This window comes from Streptomyces sp. NPDC021225, assembly GCF_044332865.1.
Taxonomy (GTDB): Bacteria; Actinomycetota; Actinomycetes; order Streptomycetales; family Streptomycetaceae; genus Streptomyces.
The window spans coordinates 1,544,569-1,561,889 of sequence record NZ_JBIRPV010000001.1 but is presented as its reverse complement, the minus strand read 5'-3'; the positions used below and the strand labels follow the sequence as shown (position 1 = coordinate 1,561,889).

The 17,321-nt window shown below is 71.2% G+C and carries 13 protein-coding genes; 5 read left to right on the top strand and 8 right to left on the bottom strand.

The window, feature by feature from the left end:
* Positions 1 to 4 precede the first annotated feature (4 nt).
* The 6 genes from ACH4S9_RS07160 to uvrC all read right to left on the bottom strand — a co-directional run bounded on the left by ACH4S9_RS07160 (position 5) and on the right by uvrC (position 7,613).
* Positions 5 to 1,207: a phosphoglycerate kinase gene (locus tag ACH4S9_RS07160; RefSeq protein ID WP_311724894.1), complete on the bottom strand. Its 1,203-nt coding sequence runs from the start codon at positions 1,205 to 1,207 to the stop codon at positions 5 to 7.
* Positions 1,208 to 1,286: 79 nt separating this feature from the next.
* Complete coding sequence (gene gap / locus ACH4S9_RS07155; protein WP_311724893.1) at positions 1,287 to 2,291, bottom strand: type I glyceraldehyde-3-phosphate dehydrogenase; 1,005 nt, start codon at positions 2,289 to 2,291, stop codon at positions 1,287 to 1,289.
* 330 nt (positions 2,292 to 2,621) lie between these two features.
* The gene (whiA, locus tag ACH4S9_RS07150; protein ID WP_065958444.1) at positions 2,622 to 3,611 is read right to left on the bottom strand and encodes a DNA-binding protein WhiA; all 990 of its coding nucleotides are present in this window, start codon (positions 3,609 to 3,611) and stop codon (positions 2,622 to 2,624) included.
* Complete coding sequence (gene yvcK / locus ACH4S9_RS07145; protein ID WP_311724892.1) at positions 3,602 to 4,621, bottom strand: uridine diphosphate-N-acetylglucosamine-binding protein YvcK; 1,020 nt, start codon at positions 4,619 to 4,621, stop codon at positions 3,602 to 3,604. The genes whiA and yvcK overlap by 10 nt, the downstream gene beginning before the upstream one ends.
* Complete coding sequence (gene rapZ / locus ACH4S9_RS07140) at positions 4,618 to 5,556, bottom strand: RNase adapter RapZ (RefSeq protein WP_311724891.1); 939 nt, start codon at positions 5,554 to 5,556, stop codon at positions 4,618 to 4,620. Before rapZ ends, yvcK begins: the two co-directional genes overlap by 4 nt.
* Positions 5,553 to 7,613: an excinuclease ABC subunit UvrC gene (gene uvrC / locus ACH4S9_RS07135; RefSeq protein ID WP_398370271.1), complete on the bottom strand. Its 2,061-nt coding sequence runs from the start codon at positions 7,611 to 7,613 to the stop codon at positions 5,553 to 5,555. The genes rapZ and uvrC overlap by 4 nt, the downstream gene beginning before the upstream one ends.
* 179 nt (positions 7,614 to 7,792) lie before the next feature.
* Between uvrC and ACH4S9_RS07130 the strand changes: the two genes are divergently transcribed.
* Both ACH4S9_RS07130 and ACH4S9_RS07125 read left to right on the top strand, forming a co-directional pair.
* Entirely contained in the window at positions 7,793 to 8,791 is a 999-nt protein-coding gene (locus ACH4S9_RS07130) for a LacI family DNA-binding transcriptional regulator (RefSeq protein ID WP_311724889.1), read from the top strand.
* Positions 8,792 to 8,863: 72 nt separating this feature from the next.
* Positions 8,864 to 9,808, top strand: a complete 945-nt coding sequence (locus ACH4S9_RS07125; RefSeq protein WP_311724888.1) for a carbohydrate kinase — start codon at positions 8,864 to 8,866, stop codon at positions 9,806 to 9,808.
* Positions 9,809 to 9,892: 84 nt separating this feature from the next.
* Here the strand turns inward: ACH4S9_RS07125 and uvrA are convergent, their stop codons facing one another.
* Positions 9,893 to 12,916, bottom strand: coding sequence for an excinuclease ABC subunit UvrA (uvrA, locus tag ACH4S9_RS07120; RefSeq protein WP_311724887.1), 3,024 nt, complete (start codon positions 12,914 to 12,916; stop codon positions 9,893 to 9,895).
* A 227-nt stretch (positions 12,917 to 13,143) separates the two neighbouring features.
* On the opposite strand from uvrA, the gene ACH4S9_RS07115 reads away from it, so the two are divergent.
* The 3 genes from ACH4S9_RS07115 to ACH4S9_RS07105 all read left to right on the top strand — a co-directional run bounded on the left by ACH4S9_RS07115 (position 13,144) and on the right by ACH4S9_RS07105 (position 15,965).
* Positions 13,144 to 13,878: a maleylpyruvate isomerase family mycothiol-dependent enzyme gene (locus ACH4S9_RS07115; RefSeq protein WP_398370268.1), complete on the top strand. Its 735-nt coding sequence runs from the start codon at positions 13,144 to 13,146 to the stop codon at positions 13,876 to 13,878.
* A gap of 4 nt (positions 13,879 to 13,882) precedes the next feature.
* Positions 13,883 to 14,539 carry an MBL fold metallo-hydrolase gene (locus ACH4S9_RS07110; RefSeq protein WP_352131087.1) on the top strand — a complete coding sequence of 219 codons (657 nt, stop codon included), beginning with the start codon at positions 13,883 to 13,885 and terminating at the stop codon, positions 14,537 to 14,539.
* A 124-nt stretch (positions 14,540 to 14,663) separates the two neighbouring features.
* Positions 14,664 to 15,965: an MFS transporter gene (locus ACH4S9_RS07105; RefSeq protein WP_398370548.1), complete on the top strand. Its 1,302-nt coding sequence runs from the start codon at positions 14,664 to 14,666 to the stop codon at positions 15,963 to 15,965.
* Positions 15,966 to 16,088: 123 nt separating this feature from the next.
* Here ACH4S9_RS07105 and ACH4S9_RS07100 read toward each other — a convergent pair whose 3' ends face one another.
* Positions 16,089 to 17,099 (bottom strand): TerC family protein, encoded by a 1,011-nt coding sequence (locus tag ACH4S9_RS07100; RefSeq protein WP_311724884.1) that lies wholly within the window; start codon positions 17,097 to 17,099, stop codon positions 16,089 to 16,091.
* Between the last annotated feature and the right edge of the window lie 222 nt (positions 17,100 to 17,321).

Below are 17,321 nucleotides of genomic sequence, written 5' to 3'. Positions count from 1 at the left end.
GTGTTCAGTCCTCCAGTGCTGCCAGGCCGGGGAGCGTCTTGCCCTCGAGGTATTCGAGGCTCGCTCCGCCGCCGGTCGAGATGTGGCCGAAAGCATTCTCGTCGAAGCCCAGGATCCGCACGGCGGCCGCGGAGTCGCCGCCGCCCACCACGGTGAAGGCCGGGCTCTCGACCAGCGCCTGGGCGACGGCCTTGGTGCCCGCGGCGAAATCGGGGTGCTCGAAGACGCCCATCGGGCCGTTCCAGAAGACGGTGGCCGCGTCGGCCAGCTTCGAGGCGTACAGCTCGCAGGTCGCCGGGCCGATGTCCAGACCCATCTGGCCGGCCGGCATCTCCGCGGCGGACACGGCCTGGGGGTGCGCCGGGGCCTTCGTCTTCAGATCCGGGAACTCGGCGGCCACCAGGACGTCGACGGGGAGCACGAACTCCACGCCGCGCTCCTTGGCGCGCGCCAGGTACTCCTGGACGGCCGGGATCTGGTCCTCCTGAAGCAGCGAGTTGCCGATCTCATGGCCCTGGGCCTTGAGGAAGGTGTAGGCCATGCCGCCGCCGATGAGGATGCGGTCGGCCCGCTCCAGGAGGTGGTCGATGACGCCGAGCTTGTCGGACACCTTGGCGCCGCCGAGGACCACCGCGTACGGGCGCTTCACGTCGTCGGTGAGCTGCTTGAGAACGTTCAGTTCGGAGGCGATCAGATGGCCCGCGGCGTGCGGCAGCCGCGCCGGAAGGTCGTACACCGAGGCGTGCTTGCGGTGCACCGCGCCGAAGCCGTCGCCCACATAGACGTCCGCGAGAGCGGCGAGCTGATCGGCGAAGGCGCCGCGCTCGGCGTCGTCCTTGCTGGTCTCACCGGCGTTGAAGCGCAGATTCTCCAGCAGTGCCACATCGCCGTCGCCGAGCCCGGCCACGGCCTGCCGGGCGCCGTCCCCGACCGTGTCGGTCGCGAAGACGACCTCCTTGCCGAGGAGTTCACCGAGCCGCCGGGCGACCGGGGCGAGCGAGAAGCGGGGGTCCGGCGCGCCCTTGGGCCGGCCCAGGTGGGAGGCGACGATCACCTTGGCGCCCGACTTCACGAGCCCGGCGATGGTCGGCACGGCAGCGCGGATGCGGCCGTCGTCGGTGATCGTCTCGCCGTCGAGCGGGACGTTCAGATCGGCACGGACGAAGACCCGCTTCCCGCCGACCTGAAGATCGTCAATCGTCTTCACTGAGGACTCCTAGTTCATGGGAACAGGGCCCGTACGACAGCGTCGTACCGGGCCCTGTCCTGGCTCATCGCGGCAGCGGTCAGAGCTGGTTGCCGACGAAGACGGTCAGGTCGACGAGGCGGTTCGAGTAGCCCCACTCGTTGTCGTACCAACCGATGATCTTGACCTGCTTGCCCTGGGCCATGGTCAGCGAGGAGTCGAAGGTGCAGGAGGCCGGCCAGTTGACGATGTCCGAGGAGACGATCTCGTCCTCGGTGTACTCGAGGATGCCCTTGAGCTGACCCTCGGCGGCCTTCTGGAAAGCGGTGTTGACCTCGTCCCTGGTGACCTCGCGGTCCAGCTCGACCACCAGGTCGGTGACCGAGCCGGTGGGCACCGGGACGCGCATGGCGATGCCGTCCAGCTTGCCCTTGAGCTGCGGGAGCACCAGGGCGGTCGCCTTCGCCGCACCGGTCGAGGTCGGGATGATGTTCTCCGCGGCGGCCCGCGCACGGCGCAGGTCCTTGTGCGGGAAGTCCAGGATGCGCTGGTCGTTGGTGTACGCGTGCACCGTGGTCATCAGGCCCTTGGTGATGCCGAAGGCCTCGTCGAGGACCTTGGCCATCGGGGCGACACAGTTGGTGGTGCAGGACGCGTTGGAGATGACGTGGTGGTTGGCGGCGTCGTACTTCTCCTGGTTGACGCCCATCACGATGGTGATGTCCTCGCCCTTGGCGGGCGCGGAGATCAGGACCTTCTTGGCACCGGCGGCCAGGTGCTTCGCCGCGTCCTCGCGCTTGGTGAAGATGCCCGTCGACTCGATGACGATGTCGGCGCCGAGCTCCGCCCAGGGCAGCTTGGCCGGGTCCCGCTCGGCGAACGTCTTGAACGTCTGGTTGCCGACGGTGATGGTGTTGTCGGTGTGGCTGACCGCCTGCTTCAGCCGACCCAGGATGGTGTCGTACTTCAGCAGGTGGACGAGAGTGGCGTTGTCGGTCAGGTCGTTGACACCGACGATCTCGATGTCCGCGCCCTGGTCCAGGAGCGCGCGGAAGTAGTTGCGTCCGATGCGGCCGAAGCCGTTGATGCCTACGCGGATCGTCACGAACCGATCTCCTCGTTGGTGTGCCGGTATGGACGCCGGCGAGCCTTATTGGATGTCCCCGACCGCGTCCGACCCTACCGCTATCACGGGACGTACGTGACATTGGCACCGGCGGCCCACGTCCACTGAAAAGTGGTACGGACCGCCGGCTTCGATTCACCTATGAGGCACTTTCCGTCACAGCTGGTCAACGCCGCAGCGCACGCAGCGCAATTGCGCCACAAGCCACATATGGCTTGAAAGGGCCACGGGACGCCCCCGGCTTCGCGGTGGAAGCCGGGGGCTTGAGAGGTCTGTCGTACGGGCGGTCGGTCCGCCCGGCCGGGGTGGTCAGCCGACCATGCCCTCGGCCATCTCCTCGGTCAGGCTGGACTCGGTGCCGGGGATCCCCAGGTCCTGGGCGCGCTTGTCCGCCATGGCCAGCAGGCGGCGGATGCGGCCCGCTACCGCGTCCTTGGTCAGCGGCGGGTCGGCGAGCGCGCCCAGCTCCTCCAGGGAGGCCTGCTTGTGCTCCATGCGCAGCCGGCCGGCCGCGGCCAGGTGCTCGGGCACCTCTTCGCCCAGGATCTCCAGCGCGCGCTGCACCCGGGCCCCGGCGGCGACGGCGGCGCGGGCCGAGCGGCGCAGGTTGGCGTCGTCGAAGTTGGCGAGCCGGTTGGCGGTGGCGCGGACCTCGCGGCGCATCCGCCGCTCCTCCCACGCGAGCACCGACTCATGGGCGCCGAGCCGCGTCAACAGCGCGCCGATGGCGTCACCGTCACGGACGACAACGCGGTCAACACCGCGCACCTCCCGCGCCTTGGCGGCGATCTGGAGCCGGCGCGCGGCGCCGACCAGCGCGAGCGCGGCCTCGGGGCCGGGGCAGGTGACCTCCAGCGAGGAGGAGCGGCCGGGTTCGGTGAGCGAGCCGTGGGCGAGGAAGGCCCCGCGCCAGGCTGCCTCGGCGTCACAGGTGGCGCCCGAGACGACCTGCGGCGGCAGCCCGCGGATCGGCCGGCCGCGGCCGTCGACCAGCCCGGTCTGCCGGGCCAGCTGATCACCGCCCGCCACCACCCGCACCACGTAGCGGCTGCCGCGGCGCAGCCCGCCGGGGGCCATCACCACCAGGTCGGAGGAGTGCCCGAAGATCTCCAGGATGTCCTTGCGCACTCTTCGGGCCGCGATGCCCGTGTCCAGCTCAGCTTCGATCACGATGCGCCCGCTGACCAGGTGCAGACCGCCCGCGAACCGCAGGATCGCCGAGACCTCCGCTTTCCGGCAGCAGGTGCGGGTGACGGGGAGCCGGGAGATTTCGTCCTTCACCGCTGCCGTCATCGCCATGGGCCGATCCTTCCATGCATCCGAAAAATACGGTCGTACGCGGCCGCCAGAAGCTCCGGGTCGTGCTTCGGGGAGCCGTCGGGCCTGGCCACCGGCGCCAGCTCGACCGTGCCGCCCAGCCGCTTCGCGGCGTCGCACAGACTGCCCTGGTCGGGGACGGCGGCCTGGTCGGCCAGCACCACGTCGAAGGCGAGTTTAGGGGCGTGTCGGGCCAAAACCTCCAAATGACGCTGCGGGGAGAAGCCGTCGGTTTCGCCGGGCTGGGGGGCCAGGTTCAGCGACAGGACCCTTCGGGCCTTGGTCTCGGTGAGCGCCTCCAGCAGCTCGGGGACCAGCAGATGCGGGATCACGGAGGAGAACCAGGAGCCGGGGCCCAGGACCACCCAGTCGGCGTCAAGGACCGCCTCGACGGCCTCGGGGACGGCCGGCGGGTCATGCGGCACCAGATGGACCGACTGCACCTCGCCGGGGGTGAGCGCGACGGTGGCCTGCCCGCGGACCGTGGTCACCTCGTCCGGCCGGCCCGGGTCATGGCCGCGGACGAACGCCTGGAGCTCCAGCGGGACCGCCGACATGGGCAGCACCCGGCCGTGCGCGCCCAGCAGCTTGCCGACCAGGTCCAGCGCCTTGACGTGGTCGCCCAGCTGCTCCCAGAGGGCGACGATCAGCAGATTGCCGACCGCGTGGCCGTGCAGCTCGCCCTCGCTGATGAAGCGGTGCTGGATGACCCTGGCCCAGGTCTGGCCCCAGTCGTCGTCGCCGCACAGCGCGGCCAGCGCCTTGCGCAGATCGCCGGGCGGCAGCACGTCCAGCTCGTCGCGCAGCCGCCCGCTGGAGCCCCCGTCGTCGGCGACGGTGACGACGGCGGTCAGATCGCCGGTGATCCGGCGCAGGGCGGCGAGCGAGGCGGACAGCCCCATCCCGCCGCCGAGCGCGACCACCTTGGGCTGCGCTCCTCTGCTGGTACGGGATCCGACCAGCCGCCGCAGCCGTCTGGTCCTGATCGTCACTCGCGCCCCATGTCACGGTGGACGATGACGGTTTCGACTCCCTCGGCGGCGAGTCGGGCGGCGAGCCGCTCGGACATCGCGACGCTGCGGTGCTTGCCCCCGGTGCAGCCGACGGCGATGGTCACATAGCGCTTGCCCTCGCGGCGGTAGCCCGTCGCGATGAGCTGGAGCAGCTCGGCGTAGCGGTCGAGGAACTCCTTGGCGCCGGGCTGGTTGAAGACATAGCCGGCGACCTCCTCGTTGAGGCCGGTGAAGGGGCGCAGCTCCGGGACCCAGTGCGGGTTCGGCAGGAAGCGGCAGTCCACCACCAGGTCGGCGTCGACCGGCAGGCCGTACTTGTAGCCGAAGGACATGACGGTGGCGCGCAGCTCCGGCTCCTCCTCGCCGGCGAACTGGGCGTCCATCTTGGCGCGCAGCTCGTGCACATTGAGGCTGGAGGTGTCGATCACCAGGTCGGCATCGCCGCGCAGCTCGCGCAGCAGGTCCCGCTCGGCCGCGATGCCGTCCACGATCCGGCCGTCGCCCTGGAGCGGGTGCGGGCGGCGCACCGACTCGAAGCGGCGCACCAGGGCGTCGTCGGAGGCCTCCAGGAACAGGACGCGGCGCTTGACGTTCTTGGCGGCCAGGTCCGCCAGGGACTCGCGCAGATTGTCGAAGAAGCGGCGGCCGCGGACGTCGACGACCACCGCGATACGGGCCACATTGCCCTGGGAACGGGCGCCGAGGTCCACCATGGTGGGGATCAGCGCGGGCGGCAGGTTGTCCACGACGAACCAGCCGAGGTCCTCCAGACACTTGGCGGCGGTGCTGCGGCCCGCGCCCGACATGCCGGAGATGATCACCAGCTCGGGGATGGCCGCCGCCTCGGCGGCGGTGTCTCCCGGGGTGCCCGTATTCACCTGCGCTCCGTCTCCATGATTCTCATGTTCGTTCATCTGTCCGTCCCCCGCGTCGCTGACGACACCGCGCTCGCGGCCTCGTCCTCAATGATCTCTCCTGTGGCGGTGTTCACCGCCGGGGCGGCCGGGGCCGCCATGGCGAGGGCGGCGGCGACCGTCTCGGCCGTCTTGCGGCCCACCCCCGGCACCTCGCATATCTGCTCGACGGTCGCGGCGCGCAGCCGCTTGAGCGAGCCGAAGTGCTTCAGGAGCGCCTGCCGACGGCTGTCGCCGAGCCCGGGCACGGTGTCCAGCGGCCCGGCCTTCATGGACTTGGCCCGCTTGCCGCGCTGGTAGGTGATGGCGAAGCGGTGGGCCTCGTCGCGCACCCGCTGGAGCAGGTAGAGCCCCTCGCTGCTGCGGGGCAGCACCACCGGGTCCTCCTCGCCGGGCAGCCAGACCTCCTCCAGCCGCTTGGCGAGGCCGCAGACGGCCACGTCGTCGATCCCCAGCTCGTCCAGCGCCCGCTGGGCGGCGGCGACCTGCGGCCGGCCGCCGTCCACGACGACGAGCTGCGGCGGGTAGGCGAACCGCTTCGGCCTGCCGCTCTCGTCGATGGGCCCGGCGGGGGCGGCGAACTCCTCCTCGGACTGCTTGGGGTGTCCGCCCGGCGCCGCGTCGCCGTCGGGCGCCGGGCCCCACTCGCCGGTGTCCGTCTTCTCCCGGAGATAGCGGCGGAACCGGCGGCCGACCACCTCGTGCATGGCGCGGACGTCGTCCTGCCCCGCGAAGCTCTTGATCTGGAAGCGGCGGTACTCGCTCTTGCGCGCCAGGCCGTCCTCGAAGACCACCATGGACGCCACCACGTCCTCGCCCTGGAGGTGGGAGATGTCGAAGCACTCGATGCGCAGCGGGGCGGAGTCCAGCTCCAGGGCCTCGGCGATCTCCTCCAGTGCGCGCGAGCGCGTGGTCAGGTCGGAGGCGCGCTTGGTCTTGTGCAGCGCGAGCGCCTGCTGGGCGTTGCGCGCGACGGTCGCCATCAGGTCCTTCTTGTCGCCGCGCTGCGGGATGCGCAGATCGACCCGGGAGCCGCGGCGGTCGCTCAGCCACTGGGCGACCGGCTCGGCGGGCTCGGGCAGGGCGGGGACCAGGACCTCCTTGGGGACCGCGTCGCCCTTCTCCTCCCCGTAGAGCTGCTGGAGCGCGTGCTCGACCAGCCCGGCGGTGTCGACGGCCTCCACCTTGTCGGTGACCCAGCCACGCTGGCCGCGGACCCGGCCGCCGCGCACATGGAAGATCTGGACGGCGGCCTCCAGCTCGTCCTCGGCGATCGCGATCAGGTCGGCGTCGGTGGCGTCGGCGAGGACGACGGCGTTCTTCTCCATGGCGCGCTTGAGCGCCCCGATGTCGTCACGGAGCCGGGCCGCCTTCTCGTACTCCATCTCCTCGGCGGCCTCCTGCATCCGCTCCTCGAGGCGGCGCAGATAGGTGCCGGTGCGCCCGGCCATGAAGTCACAGAACTCCTCGGCCAGCCGCCGGTGTTCCTCGGCGGTCACCCGGCCCACACAGGGGGCGGAGCACTTGCCGATATAGCCGAGCAGACAGGGGCGGCCGATCTGGGCGGAGCGCTTGAACACCCCGGCCGAGCAGGTGCGCACCGGGAACACCCGCAGCATCAGGTCGACCGTCTCGCGGATGGCCCAGGCGTGGCCGTACGGGCCGAAGTAGCGCACGCCCTTCTTCTTGGGGCCGCGCATGACCTGGACCCGGGGGAATTCCTCGTTGAGCGTGACGGCGAGGGACGGATAGCTCTTGTCGTCGCGGTATTTGACGTTGAACCGGGGGTCGAACTCCTTGATCCAGGAGTACTCGAGCTGCAACGCCTCGACCTCCGTGCTCACCATGGTCCACTCGACGGAGGCGGCGGTGGTGACCATGGTGCGGGTGCGCGGGTGGAGGTTCGCCAGGTCCTGGAAGTAGGAGGAGAGCCGCGGGCGCAGGCTCTTCGCCTTTCCTACGTAGATCACCCGGCCGTGCTCGTCTCGGAACTTGTAGACCCCCGGCGACTCGGGGATCTGTCCCGGCTTGGGGCGGTAGCTGCTCGGGTCGGCCATGGTCACCACCCTACTGGCGGGGAGTGACAGTCCGGAGCGATCGGGCCGCCGCCCGGCGGCGGCTTTCCGCCCTCGGCCCCGCCCGAGGCCCCGGCGGGGTTCACGGTCCGCGACGGGTAGCGCGTAAACGCTTGCGTAAGCGTTTACGCGCGGCGTTCGATGCGGTACGTTCCTGCTCCATGGCGACCATGGCTGATGTGGCCCGGCGCGCGGGCGTGTCCGTGGCCACCGTCTCTCATGTGCTCAATGAGACCCGCCCGGTGCTCCCGGGCACCCGCCAGGCGGTGCTCGACGCCATCGACGCCCTGGGCTACACCCACAACACCCTCGCGCGCTCCCTGGTCACCGCGCGCACCCGCTCGATCGGCCTGGCGGTCTCGGCGATCAGCAATCCGTACTTCACCGAGATCCTCCAGGGCGTCGAGGCCGGCGCCCTGGAGCACGGCTACGGGCTGCTCATCGCCGACCCGCACGACGACCCCGGGCACGAGCGCGAGGCCGTGCGCCTCCTCCACGAGCGACGGGTGGACGGAGTGATCGTCGCCGCCTCCGCCGAGCCCGGCGCGATGATCGACTATCTGACCCGCCACCGGGTCCCCGCCGTCTTCCTCGACCGGCTGGTCGGCGACGGCCACGACCAGGTGGGCGCGGAGAACGCCTTCCACGTCGAGCAGCTCGTCCTCCACCTCGCCGACCTCGGCCACACCCGCATCGGCCTGGTCGCGGGCGCCCACGGGCTGAGCACCACCGACGAGCGGATCGCCGGCTACCGCGCCGGGCTGCTCCGGCGGGGGCTGCCATTCGCCCCCGAGCTGCTGGTCGGCGGCGACTCCGAGGCGGACGGCGCCCGGGACGCCACCCAACGGCTGCTGGCGGCGTCCCCGCGGCCCACCGCGATCGTCACCGCCAACAACGCGATGACCATCGGCGCGCTGCGCGCCCTGCACGAGGCGGGCCTCGGCGTGCCCGACGACATCGCGCTGGTCTGCTTCGACGACTTCTCCTGGGCCGATGTGTTCTCGCCGCGGCTCACCGCGATCTCGCAGCCCAGCCGGCAGATCGGCGCCACCGCGGTCACCCTGCTGCTCGACCGGCTGGCGGACCCCGCCCGGCCGCCGCGGACCGTCCGGCTGCCCTGCACCTTCGTCCACCGCACGTCGTGCGGATGTAGGGCATGAAGCGCCCGGACAGGACCTGAGACCCCAACGGCCCCGGAACCCCAACCCACCCACAACGTGAGGAATCGCCTCATGATCGTCGTCGCCGGAGAAGCCCTGATCGATCTGGTGCCCGACCGCCCGGCAGCGGCCGGACCCGCGGTGGACCCGGCCCTGCCGGCGCTGCTGCCGCAGCGCGGCGGCGGCCCGTACAACACGGCGGTGGCGCTGGGCCGGCTGGGCTCGCCGACCGCTTTCTGCTCCCGGATCTCGACGGACGGCTTCGGCGAGTCGCTGATGGCGGGGCTGCGCGACGACGGCGTGGACACCGCGCTGGTGCAGCGCGGCGCGGAGCCGACCACACTGGCGGTCGCGTCGATAGCCCCCGACGGCTCGGCGGGCTACGGCTTCTACGTCGAGGGCACCGCGGACCGTCTCTTCGAGCTGCCCGAGGCCCTTCCCGACTCGGTCACGGCCGTGTCCTTCGGCACCTGCTCGCTGGTGCTGGAGCCGGGCGCGAGCGCGTACGAGGCGCTGCTGCGGCGGGAGGCGGCGCGGGGCGTCTTCACCGCGCTCGACCCGAACATCCGCACCGGCCTGATCCCGGACGCCGACGCCTACCGCGCCCGGTTCCTCGGCTGGCTGCCACACATCGGCCTGCTCAAGCTGTCCCTGGAGGACGCCGCCTGGCTGGCCGGCCCCGGGGACCCGGCGGCGGCCGTCCGGGAGTGGCTGGCGGCGGGCCCGGCGGCCGTGGTCCTCACCCACGGCGGGAACGGCATCAGCGTCATCACCCGGGGCGGGGCCGACTGCTCGGTCCCCGGCGTACGGGTCGATGTCGTGGACACCATCGGGGCGGGCGACACGGTGAACGCCGCGCTGCTGCACCGTCTGGCGGCGCACCAGGCGCTGACGGCGGAGGCGGTGGCGAAGCTGGACGAGGCCGCCTGGCGGGATGTGCTCGGCTTCGCCGCGCGGGCGGCCGCCGTCACCTGCTCCCGGGCGGGCGCGCAGCCGCCCTACGCGGCCGAGCTCTGAGCCGAGGGACCTCCGAGGCCCGCCGCCGGCGCGGCGGGGTCCGGAGTGTGCCGCGCCCGGCGGGGGCGCGGCACACTCCGGGCGCTACTTCGCGGCCGCGCGCCGCCCGGAGACCGTCGCCTTCGCCGCGGCCTTCTTGACGGCGGTCTTCGCGGCGACGGTCTTGGCTGCGGCGGTCTTCTTGGCCGCCGCCTTCTTGGCCGGAGCCTTCGCGGGGGCCTTCTTCGCGGTCTTCCGCCCGACCGGCGGCGCCACCGCGTCGCTCACCAGATCCCCCAGCATCTCCCTGAGGAACTTGCCGGTGTGGCTGGCCGGGACCGAGGCCACCTGCTCGGGGGTGCCCTCGGCGACGACCAGACCGCCGCCGCTGCCGCCCTCCGGGCCCATGTCCACGACCCAGTCCGCCGTCTTGATCACATCGAGGTTGTGCTCGATGACGATCACGGTGTTTCCCTTGTCGACCAGCCCGGACAGCACCTTGATCAGCTTGCTGATGTCCTCGAAGTGCAGCCCGGTCGTGGGCTCGTCCAGGACATAGACCGTGCGCCCCGTCGACCGCTTCTGGAGCTCGCTGGCGAGCTTGACGCGCTGCGCCTCACCGCCGGAGAGGGTCGGCGCGGGCTGCCCGAGCCGGACGTAGCCGAGCCCGACCTCGTTGAGCGTGCGCAGATGGCGGGAGATCGTCGGCACCGCCTCGAAGAAGTCGAGCGCCTCCTCGATGGGCATGTCCAGCACCTCGGCGATGGACTTGCCCTTGTAGTGCACCTCCAGGGTCTCCCGGTTGTAGCGCGCGCCGTGGCAGACCTCGCACGGCACATACACATCCGGCAGGAAGTTCATCTCGATCTTGATGGTGCCGTCGCCGGAGCAGTTCTCGCAGCGGCCGCCCTTGACGTTGAAGGAGAACCGCCCGGGCTGGTATCCGCGGACCTTGGCCTCCATCGTCTCCGCGAACAGCTTGCGCACATGGTCGAAGACGCCCGTGTACGTCGCCGGGTTGGAGCGCGGGGTGCGGCCGATGGGCGACTGGTCGACATGGACCACCTTGTCGACGAGGTCGTCGCCGGCGACCCGGGTGTGCCGGCCCGGGACGGCCCGCGCCCCGTTCAGCTCGCGCGCCAGGTGGGTGTACAGGATGTCGTTGACCAGGGTCGACTTGCCCGATCCGGAGACGCCGGTGACGGCGGTGAGCACACCGAGCGGGAAGGACACATCGATGTCCTGGAGGTTGTTCTCCCGCGCGCCGTGGACCGTCAGCTGCCGCCCGGGGTCCATGGGCCGGCGCATCCCCGGCAGCTCGATGGCCCTCTTCCCGGCCAGGTACTGCCCGGTCATCGAGTCCTCGTTGGCCAGCAGCTCCTTGAGCGGCCCGCTGTGGACCACCTTGCCGCCGTGCTCACCCGCGCCCGGGCCGATGTCCACCACCCAGTCCGAGGTCTTGATGGTGTCCTCGTCGTGCTCGACGACGATCAGGGTGTTGCCCAGGTCGCGCAGCCGCACCAGCGTCTCGATCAGCCGGTGGTTGTCGCGCTGGTGCAGCCCGATCGACGGCTCGTCCAGCACATACAACACGCCCACCAGGCCGGAGCCGATCTGGGTGGCCAGCCGGATGCGCTGCGCCTCGCCGCCGGAGAGCGTGCCCGCCGCGCGGTTGAGCGAGAGATAGTCCAGGCCGACGTCGACCAGGAACCGCAGCCGCTCGTTGACCTCCTTGAGCACCCGCTGGGCGATGGTCTTGTCGCGGGCGCTCAGCTTCATGTCGCGCAGGAACTCGGCGCACTCGCTGATCGACATCGCGGAGACCTCCGCGATGGAGCGGCCCTCCACGGTGACCGCCAGGATGAGCGGCTTGAGCCGGGTGCCCTCACAGGTGGGGCAGGGCACCTCGCGCATATAGCCCTCGAAGCGCTCACGGCTGGAGTCGCTCTCCGCCTCCGTGTACCGACGCCTGACGAACGGCACCGCCCCCTCGAAGGCCGTGACATAGGCGCGCTCCCGCCCGTAGCGGTTGCGGTAGCGGACCTCGATCTGCGTCTTGTGCCCGTAGAGCAGCGCCTTCTTGGCGCGCTGCGGGAGCCCGGCCCAGGGGATGTCCGTACGGAAGCCGAGCGCGTCGGCCAGGCCGCCGTAGAGCCGGGCGAAGTAGTCCTTGGTGTGGCCGTGGGACCAGGGGTGGATGGCGCCCTCGTCGAGCGACTTCTCCTCGTCCGGGATGATCAGCTCGGGGTCGACCTCCATGCGGGTGCCGATGCCGGTGCACTCCGGGCAGGCGCCGAAGGGCGAGTTGAACGAGAAGGAGCGCGGCTCCAGCTCCTCGAAGGACAGGTCGTCGTACGGGCAGTAGAGGTGCTCGGAGAACATCCGCTCGCGCTGCGGGTCGTCCTCGTCGAGGTCGACGAAGTCGAGGATCACCATGCCGCCGGAGAGGCCGAGCGCGGTCTCCACGGAGTCGGTCAGCCGCCGCTTGGCGCTTTCCTTGACGGTCAGGCGGTCGATGACCACCTCGATGGTGTGCTTCTCCTGCTTCTTCAGCTTCGGCGGGTCGGTCAGCTGGATGGTCGCGCCGTCCACCCGCGCCCGGCTGTAGCCCTTGGTCTGGAGGTCGGCGAAGAGGTCGACGAACTCCCCCTTGCGCTCGCGCACCAGCGGGGACAGCACCTGGAAGCGGCTGCCCTCGGGCAGCTCCAGCACCTTGTCGACGATCGCCTGCGGCGACTGCCGGGAGATCGGGCGGCCGCACTCGGGGCAGTGCGGCTTGCCGATCCTGGCGAACAGCAGCCGGAGGTAGTCATAGACCTCCGTGATGGTGCCGACCGTGGAGCGGGGGTTCCGCGAGGTGGACTTCTGGTCGATGGACACCGCCGGGGACAGGCCCTCGATGAAGTCCACGTCGGGCTTGTCCATCTGCCCCAGGAACTGGCGGGCGTACGAGGAGAGCGACTCGACGTAGCGGCGCTGCCCCTCCGCGAAGATCGTGTCGAACGCGAGGGACGACTTGCCCGACCCGGAGAGCCCGGTGAAGACGATGAGGGAGTCGCGAGGGAGGTCGAGCGAGACGTTCTTGAGGTTGTGCTCGCGAGCGCCACGGACGATGAGACGGTCGGCCACGCCGGTCGGCACCTTTCTTGAGAGAGGTGGGGGTCCGCGGGCCCCGCTGCCATGGAGCTCTGCCGGGACGCAGAGCCGGAGCGAGGCGAAGCCCCCCGACCCAGGGTAGGGGGCGCTGCGGCGATGTCTTTAAGGATGCAGCACATGAGCCTATAGCACGCACATTCGAATTGCGGCCGGAGTCCAACAGCTTCACCCGAACGTGTGGTGAGCACTACCGTCGGAACATGACCGACTACGCACGTGACGCCGCCGCGGTGCGGGGCGCGACCGACCGCCTCATGAGCTCGGTGTCCCGGCTGGAGGAGAGCGCCGTCGACGAGCCCTCGCTGCTCCCCGGCTGGACCCGCGGCCACGTGCTGGCGCATCTGGCGCGCAATGCGGACGCCCTGGTGAACCTCCTCACATGGGCGCGCACCGGAGAGCCGACCCCCATGTACGAGAGCGAGGACGCGCGCGACAGCGCCATCGAGGACGCGGCGGGCCGCCCGCTGCCGGTCCACCTCGACGACCTGCGCACCAGCGCCTTCCGCCTCTACGCGGCGGCCGCGGCGCTCCCCGCCGGCCGCCGGTCGTACGAGGTCACCATGCGGCGCGGCGTCGTCGAGCCGGCCGGCCGACTGCCCTTCCGCAGGCTGCTCGAGGTCGAGCTGCACCATGTGGACCTCGGGGTCGGCTACACCCTGGCGGACCTGCCCGCCGCGTTCGTCGAGCAGGCGCTGGACTTCCTCACCGAGGTGAGATTCGCCGGACAGCCCGGCGTCCCCCCGCTGCGGCTGGTGTCCGGCGAGGGCGGCCGGGTCCGGCACACCGGCCGCGCGGGCGCGGGCCGCGAGGACCTCACGGCGGTCACCGTCGAAGGCCCCTCCGCCGCCCTGTTGGGCTGGCTCACCGGGCGCACGGACGGGGCCGGGCTGTCCTGCCCCGACGGGCCCCTGCCGGTCCTGCCGCCACTAGGCTGAGGCCATGACTTACAGCGGAGCGGTGAAGGTCGGCGGACCGGCGGACGTGCACGAACTGACCGATCTCATGATCTCGAAGGTCGCGGTCGGCCCGATGAACAACAACGCCTATCTGCTGCGCTGCCGGGCCACCGACGAGCAGCTGCTGATCGACGCCGCGGCCGAGCCGCACACGCTGCTGACGCTCATCGGGAGCAGCGGTATCGCCTCCGTCGTCACCACCCACCGCCACCAGGACCACTGGGGCGCGCTGCGCGAGGTGGTGGAGGTCACCGGTGCCCGCACCTACGCGGGCCGTTACGACGCCGAGGGCATCCCGGTCCCCACCGATGTGCCCGTCGAGGACGGCGACACGGTGCGCGTCGGCCGGGTCGAGCTCACCGCCCGCCATCTGGTCGGCCACACCCCGGGCTCCATCGCCCTGGTCTACGACGACCCGCACGGCCACCCGCACGTGTTCACCGGCGACTGCCTCTTCCCGGGCGGGGTCGGCAACACCTGGAAGGACGCGAAGGCGTTCGAGAGCCTCATCGACGACGTGGAGACCAAGCTCTTCGACCGGCTGCCGGACGAGACCTGGGTGTACCCCGGCCACGGCGACGACACCACCCTCGGCGCCGAGCGCCCGCACCTGGGCGAGTGGCGCGAACGGGGCTGGTGAGCGACGTGTGAGGGGAGCGCGCGCCGCGCCCGCACGCCGCGCGCTCTTCCCCGCGCCGCACGCCCCGTAACCGGGGGCGCGCGGCGGCGGTTGGCGCTTCATGCACGACGACCGCCCCCCGTCGATGGTCCGGCTCGCCGCCGCGTCCCTGGTCGGCACCGCCATCGAGTTCTACGACTTCTTCGTCTACGGCACCGCGGCCGCCCTCGTCCTCGGCCCGCTCTTCTTCCCCAATGTCTCCCCGCTCGCCGGGACCCTCGCCGCCTTCGGCACCTTCGCCGTCGGCTTTCTCTCCCGGCCCCTGGGGTCGGCGCTCTTCGGCCCGCTCGGCGACCGGTACGGCAGACGGCCGGTTCTCATCCTGTCGCTGCTGCTCACCGGCGTCGCGACGGTCGCGGTCGGCTTTGTGCCCAGCTACGACTCGATCGGCGTCGCGGCCCCCGTGCTGCTGCTCGTGCTGCGCTTTCTCCAGGGCCTCGGGCTCGGCGGCGAGTGGGGCGGCGCGGTGCTGCTGACCGTCGAGCACGCGCCCGAGCGGCGGCGCGGGCTGTGGGCGGGCTTCCCGCAGATCGGCCCGTCCGTCGGCTTCCTGCTGGCCAACGGCGTGATGCTGACCCTGTCGGCGACGCTGACCGAGGACAGCTTCCGGTCCTGGGGCTGGCGGGTGCCGTTCTGGGCGGCCGGCCTGCTGGTGGCGGCCGGGCTGCTGCTGCGCGCCCAGCTCGCGGAGTCGCCGCGGTTCCAGGAGCTGGCCGAACGCGATGAGCGCGCCGCGGCGCCGCTCGCCGAGGTGCTGCGCCACCACTGGCGGCTGGTGCTGCTCACGGCGGGCGGGCTCGCGGTGGGCTACGCCGTGTTCTACACCGTGACGACCTGGTCGCTCGTGTACGGCACGGAGCGGCTGGGGGTGGACCGCACGGTCATGCTCGGCTGTGTCATGGCGGCCGTGGCGGTCCTGGGCGCGCTGACGCCCCTGGCGGCGCATCTCGGCGACCGCCTCGGGCGGCGGACCATGTGCCTGGCGGGCTGCACCGCCACGGTGTTGTGGATGTTCCCGATGGTGGCGCTGTTGCACACCGGGCGGGTGCCGCTGATGTTCCTCGGCTTCCTGGGTGCGCTGCTGGCCTTCATCGCGATGCTCGCCGTCACGGCGGCCTATCTGCCCGAGCTGTACGAGCCGCGGGTGCGCTGCACGGGCGCGGCGCTCGGCTACAACCTCGGGGGCGTGCTCGGCGGCGGGCTCACCCCGCTGGTGGCGACGGCCCTGTCGCGCGGCGACGGTCCGCCGTGGGGCGTCGCCGCGTATCTGACGGGCATCGCGCTGCTCAGCCTGGGCTGCTTCGCGCTGCTGCCGGAGACCCGCCCGGCGGACGGCGCGGACCGCCGCCTCTCGCGGCCGATGGAGGCCGGGGAGGCGACGGTCTAGGGCCCGCTCCGGGGTCAGGGCGGCCCGGGGCGAGTTCGGCCCGCTCCGGGGCCGTCAGGGCGGCCCGGGGCGAGTTCGGGGCGGGAGCCGGCGGGTGCGGCCGCCGGCTCCCTGTGGGGTGGATCAGGCGTCCACGCTGTCCCGGTCCGTGGCCTCCGGGTCCGACTCGCCGGCCGCCCGCTCCCGCTCGGCCTGCTTCTTGGAGGCGTAGAGGCTGGTGACCGTGGTGATGGCGAGCACCGAGCAGATGACCCCGAGGGAGACCGGGATGCTGATCTCGGGGACGTTGACCCCGGACTCGTGGAGCGCGTGCAGCACCAGCTTCACGCCGATGAAGCCGAGGATCACCGACAGCCCGTAGGACAGGTGGACCAGCTTCTTCAGCAGCCCGCCGATCAGGAAGTACAGCTGGCGCAGGCCCATCAGCGCGAAGGCGTTGGCCGTGAAGACGATGTACGGGTCCTGGGTGAGGCCGAAGATCGCGGGGATCGAGTCGAGCGCGAACAGGACGTCCGTGGTGCCGATCGCCAGCATGACGATGAGCATCGGGGTCATCAGGCGCTTGCCGTTCTCGACGATGAACAGCTTGGTGCCGTGGTACTTGTCGGTGGACGGGAAGCGCTTCTCGACCGCCTTCAGGAGGCGGTTCTCCTCGAACTCCTCTTCCTCCTCGTCGGCGCGGGCCTCCTGGATCAGCTTCCAGGCGGTCCAGATGAGGAAGGCTCCGAAGAGGTAGAAGACCCAGGCGAAGTTCGAGATGATCGCGGCGCCGGCGCCGATGAAGATCGCCCGCAGCACGAGCGCGATGAGCACGCCCACCATCAGCACCCGCTGCTGGTAGATCGTCGGCACCGCGAACTTCGCCATGATCAGCACGAAGACGAAGAGGTTGTCGACGCTCAGCGACTTCTCGGTGATGAACCCGGCGAAGAACTCACCTGACGGCTGGCCGCCCGCGAAGATCAGCAGGCCGAGGCCGAACAGCCCGGCGAGGGCGATCCAGACGGCGGTCCAGATCCCCGCCTCTTTGATCGAGACCTCGTGTGGTTTGCGGCCGCCTATGAAGAAGTCGACGGCGATGAGGGCGCACAGACCCACGATGGTCAGCACCCATAGGGTCCAGGAAACGTCCACTGTTCCTCCGGCATTCGTACGGCAATTTCAGCGTCGTCGCTGCCGGAGGTCTCTTCCGCCCGGGCTCGCGCCGCGGGCCGACGCCCCGGGATCACGTCCGGCCCGGCCAGGGCGCCGGACGCGATCCGTACTGACGGGAACGCCGCGATAGGAGTACTCCCCTCCGCGTAAAGAAGAGTACAGGAATCACCAAGGAAGAGTAAAGAGACGGGTAAATCCCCT

Bases quoted from the DNA above. Each gene is read 5' to 3' on its own strand.
- ACH4S9_RS07125 (WP_311724888.1), top strand. From the start codon at position 8,864: ATGATCGTCGTCGCCGGAGAAGCCCTGATCGATCTGGTGCCCGACCGC.
- ACH4S9_RS07115 (WP_398370268.1), top strand. From the start codon at position 13,144: ATGACCGACTACGCACGTGACGCCGCCGCGGTGCGGGGCGCGACCGAC.
- uvrC (WP_398370271.1), bottom strand. From the start codon at position 7,613: ATGGCCGACCCGAGCAGCTACCGCCCCAAGCCGGGACAGATCCCCGAG.
- ACH4S9_RS07130 (WP_311724889.1), top strand. From the start codon at position 7,793: ATGGCGACCATGGCTGATGTGGCCCGGCGCGCGGGCGTGTCCGTGGCC.
- ACH4S9_RS07110 (WP_352131087.1), top strand. From the start codon at position 13,883: ATGACTTACAGCGGAGCGGTGAAGGTCGGCGGACCGGCGGACGTGCAC.
- whiA (WP_065958444.1), bottom strand. From the start codon at position 3,611: ATGGCGATGACGGCAGCGGTGAAGGACGAAATCTCCCGGCTCCCCGTC.
- ACH4S9_RS07105 (WP_398370548.1), top strand. From the start codon at position 14,664: ATGGTCCGGCTCGCCGCCGCGTCCCTGGTCGGCACCGCCATCGAGTTC.
- rapZ (WP_311724891.1), bottom strand. From the start codon at position 5,556: ATGAACGAACATGAGAATCATGGAGACGGAGCGCAGGTGAATACGGGC.